This window comes from Streptomyces sp. NPDC031132 (assembly GCF_055570595.1).
This window is the reverse complement of the sequence record NZ_JBVIGX010000009.1, coordinates 205,531-216,646: the sequence shown is the minus strand read 5'-3', so window position 1 is coordinate 216,646 and position 11,116 is coordinate 205,531. Positions and strand designations below refer to the sequence as shown.

The following is an 11,116-nucleotide window of genomic DNA, read 5'->3' as shown; positions in this document are numbered from 1 at the left end:
GTAGGAGGGGGGGGGGGGTGGTGGGGGGGGGGGGGGGTGTGGGGGTGTGGGGGGGCGGGAGGGGGGGTCGGGGCTGCCGCCCGTGGTCCCCCCCCCACCCCCCCCCGCGGCGGCACTCGGCCAGGCGCCCGCGGCCGGGGCGGAAGCAGCCGGGGCCGGGGCGGAAGCGGCGGCTCCCGGCCAGGCGCCGGGGGCACCGCCGCCGGGCTGCGCGGCCCCGGGCCAGGCACCGGGCGCGGGAGCAGGGGCCTGGGAGGCAGGGGCCTGCACGGGAGCAGGAGCCGGAGCCGGAGGCTGCACCGCAGCAGGGGCCGGCGCCTGGACCGGAGCCGGCGCGGCCGGGGCCTCCGGCTCGGGAGCCCGTACGGCGGCAGCAGCGGCACGCGCGGCGGCGACGCCCCCGCCGGGGCCGGCCGGGGCCATGGCATGCGCCTCGGGCCCGGGCACGTACCCCATGGCGGGCCCACCGGCCGGGGCGGCGGCCATGCCGACGCCACCGGCGGCGCCGGGCGTGAACCCGCTCCGCTCCAGCCGGTCGAGCCGGGCCTGGAAGGACCGCTCGTCGTCGAAGGCGGCGGGCAGCAGCACCCGGGCGCAGATCAGCTCGAGCTGGAGCCGCGGCGAGGTCGCACCGCGCATCTCGGTGAGCCCGGTGTTGACCAGGTCGGCGGCGCGGCTCAGCTCGGCGGCGCCGAACACGGACGCCTGGGCCTGCATCCGCTCGACGACATCGGCGGGGGCGTCGATGAGCCCCTTCTCCCCGGCGTCGGGCACGGCGGCCAGGATCACCAGGTCCCGCAGCCGCTCCAGCAGGTCGGCGACGAAGCGGCGCGGGTCGTTGCCGCCCTCGACCACGCGGTCGACGACCTCGAAGGCGGCCGCCCCGTCCCCGGCGGCGAAGGCGTCGACGACGGAGTCGAGCAGCGAACCGTCGGTGTACCCGAGCAGGGAGGTGGCCATGGCATACGTCACACCGTCCTCGGCGGCGCCGGCGAGGAGCTGGTCCATGACGGACATGGAGTCGCGCACGGATCCGGCGCCGGCCCGCACGACGAGCGGCAGCACGCCGTCCTCGACCTTGGCCCCCTCGCGCCCGCAGACCTCGCCGAGGTACTCGCGCAGCGTGCCGGGCGGCACGAGCCGGAACGGATAGTGGTGCGTCCGGGACCGGATGGTCCCGATGACCTTCTCCGGCTCGGTCGTCGCGAAAATGAACTTGAGGTGCTCCGGCGGCTCCTCGACCACCTTCAGCAGGGCGTTGAAGCCCGCCGAGGTGACCATGTGGGCCTCGTCGATGATGTAGATCTTGTAGCGGCTGGAGGCGGGCCCGAAGAAGGCCTTCTCCCGCAGGTCACGGGCGTCGTCCACACCACCGTGCGAGGCGGCGTCGATCTCGATGACGTCGATCGACCCCGGCCCGTTGCGCGCCAGGTCCTTGCAGGACTGGCACGCGCCGCAGGGCTCGGGAGTGGGACCCTGCTCACAGTTCAGGCACCGCGCCAGGATCCGCGCGCTGGTGGTCTTGCCACAGCCCCGGGGCCCGCTGAACAGGTACGCGTGATTGACCCGGTTGTTCCGCAGGGCCTGCATCAGGGGGACAGTGACATGCTCCTGTCCGATGACCTCGGCGAACGACTCGGGGCGGTAGCGGCGGTACAGCGCAAGGGACGACACGTCTACGAGGTTATCCGGGCCCACCGACAAAGACGCCCCGCCGACGGCCCCGCCGGCCGTCCCGGAACGCAAAGCGCCCCCCACGCACCCGCCAGAGCCCACTTACCCTTGCTGCCTTCCGGCCCTGGGGGAGTTGGGTGAGATAGCGCCACGTGAGGGGCTGGGCCCCACCCTAGCGGATGAAAGCCCCCGGAATCGACCCGCCCCCGCCCCGGATCCCGACCACCTCCCCGCCGGATCCCCCGCAGACGATCACGTTCGCGAGCACCCCTCAACGTCTTGTATTGTTTGCGGCGGAGGATTCGCCTAGTGGCCTAGGGCGCACGCTTGGAAAGCGTGTTGGGGGCAACCCCTCACGAGTTCGAATCTCGTATCCTCCGCACTCGCCCGCAAGGGCAAACGAAGGACCCGACCGCACAGCGGCCGGGTCCTTCGTCATGTTGCTGTCGGTGGCCCTAGGGCCCGGTCCAGTCGAAGGTGATGTGCTTGCTCGACTGGCCTTCCCTGCTCCACTGGAAGCCATAGGCATCGGCGCGGTCCGCTGTCGAGCGGCCCCAGGTCGCGACCTGGCCCGGTCCCGTCTCGGCGCCCGGCAGGTTGGTCGACTGCACGCGGGCGCCCTCCGGGGTGTTGGGTCCGGTGAGTGCCTGCGCGCCCGCCTCGACCCGGCCGGGCACCACGGCCCGCCAGCTCGAGAGGTCGTCGGCGACCTCCACCTCGATGGGGGCGAACTCCATGCCGCGCATCTCCGCGCCCATCATGCTCACCATCTCTGCCGGCCAGCTGCCCGCCTGGCCGCCGAAGATCATCTGGAGCGCTTGGCGCTGCGCGTCGTCGGCGCGCTCGTCGACGAAGACCGCCGCGTACGTGTCGGAGTGCTCGGCCCAGATGTTGCCGACGAAGGAGCCCAGCATCAGCACGTTGAGGCCGTCCAGCGGCACGTCCCCGTATCGGCCCTCTCGGATGTGCCACGCGAGGATGCCCTCGCAATCGCCGTAGGTGGGCAGCTGCGCGAACGAGCAGGGGCACGGCACGTTGCACTTGCAGGTGTCGAACCAGTCGCCCGCCGCGTGCCACCTCGGAACGGTCGCCGTCGTCTCGGACATCTTCCCGCCTCCTCGTGACGGCCCCGGACATCGTCTCGGGAGGACGGCGAGGCCCCCGGAAGACATCACCGGCCCACGCCCGGGTCGTACAGGTCTCCACGTCGATTATCCCCCCGCCGCGGCTGCCCGGAGGGGGCCAGGTTCCGCCCGCGCACGCACCCGTACGCCGTGATGTGCTGGAAGCGTGCGCCTCGACCGGAATGCCCTGTCGCCACCCCTGCGTCCGGCCAACCTGCTGTCGGTCCGGCAGCTTGCGCTCGCCTGGTCCGTGATGGGATCGATCGCCCTGCTCGCCTGGGTGCTGGTCGTCGACCAGGCCCGTGACATGGGGGTCGAACCGGGGACCATGGGCATGGGCATCCCGCTGTTCCTGCTGCTGTGGCTGGTCATGATGATCGCCATGATGTTCCCGTCCGTGGCCCCGGTGGCGATCACCTGGGCCCGGGCCATCGGCCGCCAGTCGGCCGGAGCCGTCCGCGCGGCCCGTACCGCCCAGTTCGTGGCCGGCTACCTCCTGGCCTGGACGGCCTTCGGCCTGATCGCCTACGGGCTCCTCGCCGCGACCGGGGCCCTGGTGGACGACCACCCCGGCGCCGGGCGGTGGATCGGGGCAGGAGCCTTCCTCGTCGCCGGGCTGTACCAGTTCAGCCCGCTGAAGGACCTCTGCCTGCGGCACTGCCGCAGCCCCATGGGCCAGCTCGTGCGCTACGCCGGCTTCCGGCCCATGGCCCGCGACCTGCGGGTCGGGGCCCATCACGGGGCGTACTGCGTCGGCTGCTGCTGGGGACTGATGGTCGTCCTCGTCCCGCTCGGCGTCATGAACGTCCTGGCCATGGCCGCGGTGGCCCTGGTGATCTTCGTGGAGAAGCTGTGGCGAATGGGCCCCGTCTTCTCGGCCGCCATCGGGATCGCCTTCCTCGTCCTCGCGGTCCTGGCCCCCTTCCAGCCCTGGCTGCTGCCGGGCCTGGAGCCGCCGCAGTCGCCGATGACGCACATGCTCCAGGCCTTCCGCGTGTGACCGGCGCCGCAGATCGTCGCCGCTACCGGATCTGGGCGGCCGCCCATTCGGCCCACTCGCGGCGCATGGCGTTGAAGCGGAGGCCGTACTCCAGGGCGATCTTGCCGTGGACCGACAGGGGGTCGTCGCCCCAGTCGATCGACTCGTCCAGCCGGCGCAGGCCCTCGTACTCCTGCTCGGACAGCTGCATCAGCTCGGTGAGATAGCCCCGCGCCTGCTCGGGCGTGAGCACCCCGAGGAAGAAGACCCTCAGCAGGATGTCGCTGCGGGTGTTGCGCTGCGGCTTGGTCTCGGTCAGCCAGTGCCGCAGTTCTGCCAGCCCCTCGTCGGTGAGGGTGTACTCCTTGCGCCCGCGCGGGCCCTCCGCCGAGACGCTGATCATCCCGGCGTCGGCGAGCTTGGACAGCTCTGTGTACATCTGGCTCTGGGTGGCGGGCCAGACGTTGGCCAGCGAGGTCTCGAAGCGCTTGAGCAGGTCGTATCCGCTGGCCGGGCGCTCTGACAGGAGTCCGAGAAGGGCATGTCGAAGGCTCATGCCCCTCACCTTACCTTCCATCCTTGACATGTCAGTAGTGGAACATCTACTTTCGACATGTCAGAACAGGAATATGAGCCGGGGGTTTCCGATGTCGTACGTACGCACCTTCCTCCCGTGGATCGTCTTCGCAGTGCTTCCGTCCGGCCAGTGGCAGTGGGCCGCGCTCGCCGGCCTCCTCGCAGCGGTGGCGGTGACCGTCCAGCAGCGCCGGGCCGGGGCCGGCTACGACGCGCTGATCATCGAGATCGGCTCCGCGGCCTTCTTCGCGGCCCTGACGGCCATCGCCTTCGCCGACCCGCACTCGGGCGTGCACGGCTACTCGGCAGCCCTCTCCTCGGCCACGCTGGCCCTCATCGCCGGGGCCTCGCTGCTCGTGGGCAGGCCGTTCACCCTGGGCATCGCCAAGCGCAGCACCCCCCGCGAGGTCTGGGGTCTGCGACCGTTCGTCCGGGCCAACGCCGTCATCACCGGAGTGTGGACCGCGGCCTTCGCCGTCACGGCCGCCGCGCTCGCGGCCCTCGCCCACGCCGGTCACGGCCACTCGGTGTCCGCCACGCTCGTCCAGGCCGCCGGGTTCGTCGTCCCGATGCTCTTCACCGTCCGCTACGTCGCCGCCGCGCAGGCCAAGACCGGCGCCTGACGAACACCCCACGGCACCTCGCAGGCGACTACGCCCCGGTCGGCGAAGAACTGACCGCGCACGACCTGCCCGTCACGAGCCTCTCCCCGGCAGGGGCGATCCGGTCTGCCGGTCGGCTAGGAAAAGGGTCGCGGGGTGTTCTGCATTCGGCGACCGCCCGTGCCGCGGGCGTGAAGAAGCCCCAGGGGGACCCTGGGGCTTCTTCGGGCTCAGGCGCCGAGCGGCGTCATTCCTTTGCAGCCTTGAAGGAGACCGCCGACAGCGTGACCAGGATGACCGCGAGTGCGACGCACGCGGCTCGCAGCGTGGCGTCGGTTCCGAGGGCGCCTCCGGCGGCCGCGGCGATCGCCGCGGCGAGCGCCGCAAAGGCGACCGTGCGGGAGCGGCCGGACTTCGGTGTCTGCTGCATCTCAACCTCAATCATTTCTTGCTGCGTGGTACATCCATGATCGGCCATGTTCAGTGACGAAACATCATCTTGTGGCCGGAATCGCATGGTTGATGGCAAACGGTTCGCCGAACGCCCCGGCCGCCACCACCCCCAGCAGGGCCTCCTCCCTCGGGAGGACACCGAGCCGGTTCGTCATCATGTGCACCTGATGGAACAACAAGTGGCCCGTGGTGCGCGGGATCCCGGCGGCGGACGCCTCGCGCAGGTGGGCGGTGAGCGTCGCGGTCCACGATGCAAGCCGTGCCGTCACCACTGCGTCCGCCGCGAGTTCGGCCATGCGGGCGACGATTCCCCAGCGGTCCAGCGCCGCTTCGTCACGCAGTCTCGACTGCAGTTCCCCGGCCTCAGGACCCGCGTCCCGTGTCCACCAATGCAAGTGCCGAACCCAGAAGTGCGCGGCGTCGAGCGGCACGTCTGCGGCTGCCTCGCCTAGGTGGTCCAGCGAGCGGACCGCCGCCTCCATCAGCAGTGCCGCCAGCGCGGCCCGATCCGGCGAGCGCCGGAAGTCTGCTGCCCACAGGGCCAGGTCACTCGACTCCTGGAAGACCGACTCGGCGAGCCGCGTGCCGTCCGGGCCGCCGTACTTGCCGTATTCCGGCTCGTACACCGCTACATCCGCCCCCGCATGGCTCCCGCCGAAAGGCCGGAAGTCGAGGTCGAAGAGGGAGAACCGCCTCTCGGCGCGCTCCCGGCCCAATGCGGCACACTGCGCGGCCAGCTCCGGCAGGCGCTGGTGCAGCTCGTCGAGCAGTGCGCGCCGGCCGTGGATCCGCAGCCGCAGATGCGGACCCCGCCAGTCGGTGTACTGGATGTGGAACCACCGGTCTGCGCCCTGCTCCACGGCCCGGGCGACCAGGGGGCGCAGCACGTCTACGACCGCCCTGTCGAGCCGGTCCAGCCCGCCTGGGTAGAGCCGTACGTACCACCAGCCCGGCTCATCGAGGCCTTGTACGTCGTTCACCGTCACCTTCCTTCTCCCCGGACCGGCCGGTCCCAGCGCAGCAGTGACACATGCTCGGCGGCCCGGCTCAGCCCGCGCCCGTCGCGGACCCAGAATTCGTCGGGCTTCGGCGACATCTCCGCGAACCGGATCGCCACGGTGTCCACTGCGCCGATCCGGCTGAGCGCAGCCCACACGGCGTGCGGACTGCGGAAGGACAGCCACGCGGGCTTGGCAGCGGACTGGTCGCCCATCGGCACGGCCGACTCCACGGACAGGAACACCTGGTCCGGCATTCCGTGTGCCAGGCGCCATCTGTGCACGCGCCGGTGGAAGGCGACGGCGTTCTCGCCGCGCTCCGGTCGGGGCATGAGCCCGGGGGCACAGCGCCAGGTGCGCCTGCCCAGCACCAGTCGGCCGTGTTCGACCCGCGGGATGACCTGCATCTCGTCGGGTGCGGGTGCGGGCGCCGTGTCCAGCGGGCTCCGGGTGCAGCGCTGCCGGGAGCCGTTGACCCAGGGGTCGGCGAGACACAGCAGCAGCCTGGCCACGCCCGGTATGAGGTGCAGCGGCACGACGCCCAGGTAGACGGGCGCCACCGGCAGGCCGTCCGCTCCGGTGAGCGTCAGGGTGCCGTCCGCCGTGCTGTGGTGCACGGCGATCCCGGTGAACGGCGTTCGCGGCATGCCGGACACACCGGGTTCACCCGGCCAGTCGAGTCGGCCCGGCAGGATCGCATCGGCGACCCGGTGCATGCCGTTCACGTCACCGGACAGGGTGAGCTGATGGGGGGTGGCGTCGGGGTACGCGGCACGGATCCAGTCCCTCAGCCGCGGGGTCAGGCCGCTGTAGCCAGGGGCCGAGGCCGGGTCGAGGCCGTCGAGAAGGTGCCGGAACCGTGCGACGAGGCCGCCCATACCGGGGTTGTACTGGTTGATCACGACCCGGTGGCGTCCGTCGCGAATCTCCTCGGCCGACGCCGCCGCGACCTGGTACAGCACCGCCGTCGCAGGTGGCGCGCTGGTGGCCGAAACCGGCAGCCAGGCCCGGTCCGTGGGGCCGCCCATGGTCCGGTGGTCCAGGGTCAGCGCCCGGGCGAACTTCTGGTCGTGGGCGGGATCCGCCGCCACGTCCCAGAGGAAGTCGAGTACGTCGTCGCACCGCCCGCCGGCGCCGTAGCGTGCCGTGAACTCATCGCGGAGCCAGTCGTACAGGTGCGAACGGAAGACGTAGGGCCGGATGAGGTCGCCCAGCTCGGCGATGTCCGTACCGACCTCGGACACCGGCAGTTCGACCCGTACATCGGACGTCGCGTCCTCGTAAACGGCGAACGGGGCGGCCGGGCGGGGCGAGCCCGCGTCGTCGGGCCGGGCCAGGGCAGCGAGGCGCTCCACGCTCCGAGCCCGGTCCACGCCGGGCAGCCCGCTCAGCTGCGCGGTCTCCTCCTCCAGTTCCGACAGGAGCCTGGCGGTGGCGCGTGCGTCATCGCCGTCCGACTGCCGCAGCCTGTCCGCCAGTACGGTGAGCGGCCGCGCGTCGACGGGTCGCCAGGGCAGTACCAGCCGAAGCCAGCCGGTGTCGAGCAGCCTCACGTAGGCGGCAAAGGGGTCGGCGCCGCCGATCAGCTCCAGGCACTCGGCAACGGGCATCCGGGGCCACGAGCAGATCTGCTGCAGCAGCGCTGCGTACGCGGAGGCGTCGGTGAGGGTGTCGGTCCGCCAGGCGGTGGATCCTCCCTCCCCGCTGTTGTTGTAAGAGGGGATGAGCAGCCGGGGAGTGCCGCCGACGTACCGGACCGAGTCGTTCGGCTCGACTTCCAGGACCGGCGCGAAGCGGCGGTCCCGGGCAACCGCGTCGAGCCAGGACCGTACGTGCTGTTGCGCGACATAGGTGTGCCCCGAACCGTCGGTGGGCATCGCGTCGAGGGCGAGCGCCGTCAGATGCGAGAACGGGCTCGTCTTCAGGGCGGCCCGCGTCACGTACCCGAGGACGGAACGCGCGGCCTTGCTGCGCGGCGTCAGCGGCTCGGACGCCAGGTGCAGCAGCACGTGCCGGTTGGCATGGGCGAGGCCCTGGGCCAGCCGGGGCTCTTCGAGGATCTCGCGGAGACGGCAGGTCGCCCGCTCCGCTTCGGTCTCGTAGCGCGCCTCGGTCTCGGCGTACTGCTGGGTGAGCCGACCCGCCGTGGTGCGCCAGGAGTCCAGCCGGGCCCGGTCCACCGGCTCGAGGAGTGCGGCGACGTCCTCCAGGGCGTCGAACGCCTTCAGCCTCCGGTTGTGCACGGCGCGGCGCAGGTTCAGGACCTTGCGGCGCAGCGCCGGCGTCCCGTCGAGCGTCGGTACCAGCGAGTGGAGTGCATCCGAGAGCTCCGCCGACACGTCGTCGAGCTGCTGCTCCAGTTCGGTTTCAAGGTGCAGCGATGCGTCCGTCCGGGGCATTTCCAGGTCGAGCGCTTCCACGGGCAGCCCGTTGACCCGGTGGACGGTGAACGGCGACACGATCGGGGTCATCAGGCGATCACCGCCTCGATCACGCCCCACCAGGAGCGGAGCACGAGACCCACCAGGACCACGCCGTAGGCGAGGCACCCCGTGCCGAAGGCCAGGTAGCCGAAGCGCTTGGCCCGGCCGATGGCGGCGAGGTTGCTGGGCAGCGGGGTCCGCGTCACCAGGTGGGTGAGGTAGGCGAAGGAGCGGCCGCGTACGTTGACCGAGCCCATCGCGGACTCGAGCGCGTGGTAGCCGTCCGAGGGCAGCAACGGGTTCAGGTTGACCAGCATCAGCAGCAGCTGGAGCTGGAGCAGCGCGCCCGCGACGTCGTGCACCGGCCCGTCGGCGGTGAGCAGCAACAGGCCCGCGGCCCCGGCCCATACGGCGTCGCTCATGGGACCGGCGAGCGCGATGAGGACGCGGGGGGCCCGGGAGCGCACCCGGTAGGCGTCGGTGCGGTCCACGTACGCCACCGGCATGACGTAGAGCATGAGGGTGATGCCGGCTTCACGCACGGGCACCCGCAGGTACTGGCAGACCAGGGCGTGGCCCAGCTCGTGCACCGCGATCTGCAGCATCAGCAGGGGGATCGCGAGCCAGGACCATGACGTGTACGACGGCAGGCCCTCGGTGGCGACGGCGTAACAGGCGGTGGAAAGGGCGGCGGCCACCAGGACGAGCCAGGAGGCGACCACGGCCGAGGACGGAAACGCCCGCAGCAGTCGTGCGACGGGTTCGAGAAGCACGTGGACGGAACGGGTCAGCGGCAGCCGGGGCATCCGTTCGCGCAGCGACCAGCTCATGAGGCGCTGGCGGCGGGACTCGTCCTGCGGCTCCACCGTAAGGACGCCGGCCTGCCGAAGCTCGTGGAAGAAGCGTGTCACCGCCTCCTCGATCCGCTGGGGATCGCCCGACGAGGACGCGATCACCCTGCGGATCACGTCATCGGCGGTCGGCGCGCCGTCGAGCAGCGAAAGGACGACGGTGCCGGCCTTCGAGACCGCCACATACCGGCCGTTCGAGCTGTCGAAGAGGAGCGGCCGGCCGTCGATCCCTTCCATCAGCTCGACGGTGTCTTTCAACGCCAGCGGTTCGGTGCCGAGCCACGCCGTGTCATCGGGCGCCTCGGCCTCGGCCGGCACGTCCACGGCGCCGGCCGGGGGCTTCCTACGCCGCGCGGACATGGCGACGGATCGCATGGGACCTCCTGAGGGGATACTGGGCCGAGGCCCCGCGGGGTCGGCAATCTTGCACATTGCCGACCCCGCGGGGCCGATCAGCCGGCGATCGGTGACTCGGTCATGGCGCAGGCCAGGCTGGGGATTGGCTGCCTGCGGCGGCTTCGGCCGTGAGGCCGCGCCGGCTCAGCCTGCCGAGGACCAGCTGCCGGCCGAGCTGACCGACGAGGCCGGGCAGCTGCCGCTGGCGGCGCAGGCGAAGCTGCCGGAGGTACCGAGCAGCGCCGTCTTGCTGAGCGGCTCGATCGTCAGGTCCTCGGCGGTGAGGTCGAGGGCGAAGAGGTCGGCGGTGGGATCCGCCGACGCGGCAGCCGTGGTGGTGTTCGACATGGTGTGCTTCCTTCCTTGTGGAGACCGGAGCGGTGCGCTCCGGAAAACTGGACCGATCAGTTGGAGCAGGACCCGGTGGACGCCGTCGAAGCGGTGGACCCGGGGCAGCTGTACGAGCCGACGCTGCTGCTGGAGGTCCAGCTCGCGAGGGAGGCGGTGTCGCTCAGCTGCTCGACCTGAAGACCCTCGGCGAAGTCCTCGGCGAAGAGGTCGAGGTGTGCGGTGTTTTCCATGTGCTTTTCTCCTGGGTGATAGAGGTGATGCGGTGTGGTGCGCCCTGTGCCGTCGGCTCAGCCGGCGGAAGAGGCACTGGCGCTCGTCGACGCCGTGGACGCCGGGCAGGAGGCGCTGGTGAAGGTGCCCGCCGAGCCCCACGTGCCGAGCAGAGCGGCGTCGTCGAGGACCTCTGCGGTCAGGTGGGAGGCCAGATCCTCGGCGAAGAGGTCGAGGCCGTCGTGGTCGCGCATATCGGATTCCCTTGGTCGGTCGAGGTGATCGGGAAGTGTGGCGTCAGCCCTGCGAGCTGGCGGTACCGGCGCACATCGCGGTCGATCCCGGGCAGGACAGGCAGCCCATCGAGCCGACGGTGGAGACGGACGCCAGCGAAGAATCGGTGGGCAGCGCATCGACCGTGAGCGAAATGTCCTCGGCGAACAGGTCGATGGCAATGTCTTCGTGATGCACCAAAAACT

Annotated in this window: 13 protein-coding genes, 1 tRNA gene and 1 other RNA gene; 3 read left to right on the top strand and 12 right to left on the bottom strand. The window is 71.4% G+C overall.

All coding sequences use genetic code 11. The annotated features are described in order from the left end of the window. The coding region (locus ACZ49B_RS16550) for a DNA polymerase III subunit gamma and tau (protein WP_468305977.1) at positions 1-1,674 on the bottom strand (1,674 nt) is incomplete at its 3' end. Positions 1,675-1,740: 66 nt separating this feature from the next. Further along, an RNA gene (gene ffs, locus ACZ49B_RS16545) (signal recognition particle sRNA small type) lies at positions 1,741-1,839 on the bottom strand. A gap of 130 nt (positions 1,840-1,969) precedes the next feature. On the opposite strand from ffs, the gene ACZ49B_RS16540 reads away from it, so the two are divergent. Continuing rightward, positions 1,970-2,054: transfer RNA gene (locus tag ACZ49B_RS16540), tRNA-Ser, on the top strand. 75 nt (positions 2,055-2,129) lie between these two features. Here ACZ49B_RS16540 and ACZ49B_RS16535 read toward each other — a convergent pair. Continuing rightward, positions 2,130-2,780, bottom strand: coding sequence for a DUF1326 domain-containing protein (locus tag ACZ49B_RS16535; RefSeq protein ID WP_468305975.1), 651 nt, complete (start codon positions 2,778-2,780; stop codon positions 2,130-2,132). Between the two features lie 184 nt (positions 2,781-2,964). Between ACZ49B_RS16535 and ACZ49B_RS16530 the strand changes: the two genes are divergently transcribed. Next, positions 2,965-3,798 carry a DUF2182 domain-containing protein gene (locus ACZ49B_RS16530; RefSeq protein WP_468305973.1) on the top strand — a complete coding sequence of 278 codons (834 nt, stop codon included), beginning with the start codon at positions 2,965-2,967 and terminating at the stop codon, positions 3,796-3,798. Between the two features lie 22 nt (positions 3,799-3,820). Here ACZ49B_RS16530 and ACZ49B_RS16525 read toward each other — a convergent pair whose 3' ends face one another. After that, positions 3,821-4,333: a PadR family transcriptional regulator gene (locus tag ACZ49B_RS16525; RefSeq protein ID WP_468305971.1), complete on the bottom strand. Its 513-nt coding sequence runs from the start codon at positions 4,331-4,333 to the stop codon at positions 3,821-3,823. 91 nt (positions 4,334-4,424) lie between these two features. Here ACZ49B_RS16525 and ACZ49B_RS16520 point away from each other — a divergent pair, with 91 nt between their 5' ends. Then, positions 4,425-4,976, top strand: coding sequence for a hypothetical protein (locus ACZ49B_RS16520; RefSeq protein WP_468305969.1), 552 nt, complete (start codon positions 4,425-4,427; stop codon positions 4,974-4,976). A gap of 226 nt (positions 4,977-5,202) precedes the next feature. Here the strand turns inward: ACZ49B_RS16520 and ACZ49B_RS16515 are convergent, their stop codons facing one another. From ACZ49B_RS16515 to ACZ49B_RS16480, 8 genes are all read right to left on the bottom strand, one after another. After that, positions 5,203-5,385 carry a hypothetical protein gene (locus ACZ49B_RS16515; RefSeq protein WP_266627812.1) on the bottom strand — a complete coding sequence of 61 codons (183 nt, stop codon included), beginning with the start codon at positions 5,383-5,385 and terminating at the stop codon, positions 5,203-5,205. 64 nt (positions 5,386-5,449) lie between these two features. Continuing rightward, positions 5,450-6,388 carry a lantibiotic dehydratase C-terminal domain-containing protein gene (locus ACZ49B_RS16510; RefSeq protein ID WP_468305966.1) on the bottom strand — a complete coding sequence of 313 codons (939 nt, stop codon included), beginning with the start codon at positions 6,386-6,388 and terminating at the stop codon, positions 5,450-5,452. A 2-nt stretch (positions 6,389-6,390) separates the two neighbouring features. Next, complete coding sequence (locus ACZ49B_RS16505; RefSeq protein WP_468305964.1) at positions 6,391-8,877, bottom strand: hypothetical protein; 2,487 nt, start codon at positions 8,875-8,877, stop codon at positions 6,391-6,393. Continuing rightward, positions 8,877-10,055 carry a PqqD family peptide modification chaperone gene (locus ACZ49B_RS16500; protein WP_468305961.1) on the bottom strand — a complete coding sequence of 393 codons (1,179 nt, stop codon included), beginning with the start codon at positions 10,053-10,055 and terminating at the stop codon, positions 8,877-8,879. Before ACZ49B_RS16500 ends, ACZ49B_RS16505 begins: the two co-directional genes overlap by 1 nt. A 165-nt stretch (positions 10,056-10,220) precedes the next feature. Next, positions 10,221-10,424: a thiocillin family RiPP gene (locus tag ACZ49B_RS16495; protein WP_468305959.1), complete on the bottom strand. Its 204-nt coding sequence runs from the start codon at positions 10,422-10,424 to the stop codon at positions 10,221-10,223. A gap of 56 nt (positions 10,425-10,480) precedes the next feature. Next, positions 10,481-10,657, bottom strand: coding sequence for a thiocillin family RiPP (locus ACZ49B_RS16490; protein WP_468305957.1), 177 nt, complete (start codon positions 10,655-10,657; stop codon positions 10,481-10,483). Positions 10,658-10,714: 57 nt separating this feature from the next. Beyond that, positions 10,715-10,891 carry a thiocillin family RiPP gene (locus tag ACZ49B_RS16485; protein WP_468305954.1) on the bottom strand — a complete coding sequence of 59 codons (177 nt, stop codon included), beginning with the start codon at positions 10,889-10,891 and terminating at the stop codon, positions 10,715-10,717. A gap of 43 nt (positions 10,892-10,934) precedes the next feature. Further along, positions 10,935-11,108, bottom strand: a complete 174-nt coding sequence (locus tag ACZ49B_RS16480) for a thiocillin family RiPP (RefSeq protein ID WP_468305951.1) — start codon at positions 11,106-11,108, stop codon at positions 10,935-10,937. Positions 11,109-11,116 lie beyond the last annotated feature (8 nt).

What these genes read in the sequence shown, in the direction of transcription:
- ACZ49B_RS16535 (WP_468305975.1), bottom strand. Translation starts at nt 2,780, where the DNA reads ATGTCCGAGACGACGGCGACCGTTCCGAGGTGGCACGCGGCGGGCGAC.
- ACZ49B_RS16525 (WP_468305971.1), bottom strand. Translation starts at nt 4,333, where the DNA reads ATGAGCCTTCGACATGCCCTTCTCGGACTCCTGTCAGAGCGCCCGGCC.
- ACZ49B_RS16520 (WP_468305969.1), top strand. Translation starts at nt 4,425, where the DNA reads ATGTCGTACGTACGCACCTTCCTCCCGTGGATCGTCTTCGCAGTGCTT.
- ACZ49B_RS16515 (WP_266627812.1), bottom strand. Translation starts at nt 5,385, where the DNA reads ATGCAGCAGACACCGAAGTCCGGCCGCTCCCGCACGGTCGCCTTTGCG.
- ACZ49B_RS16505 (WP_468305964.1), bottom strand. Translation starts at nt 8,877, where the DNA reads ATGACCCCGATCGTGTCGCCGTTCACCGTCCACCGGGTCAACGGGCTG.
- ACZ49B_RS16500 (WP_468305961.1), bottom strand. Translation starts at nt 10,055, where the DNA reads ATGCGATCCGTCGCCATGTCCGCGCGGCGTAGGAAGCCCCCGGCCGGC.
- ACZ49B_RS16495 (WP_468305959.1), bottom strand. Translation starts at nt 10,424, where the DNA reads ATGTCGAACACCACCACGGCTGCCGCGTCGGCGGATCCCACCGCCGAC.
- ACZ49B_RS16490 (WP_468305957.1), bottom strand. Translation starts at nt 10,657, where the DNA reads ATGGAAAACACCGCACACCTCGACCTCTTCGCCGAGGACTTCGCCGAG.
- ACZ49B_RS16485 (WP_468305954.1), bottom strand. Translation starts at nt 10,891, where the DNA reads ATGCGCGACCACGACGGCCTCGACCTCTTCGCCGAGGATCTGGCCTCC.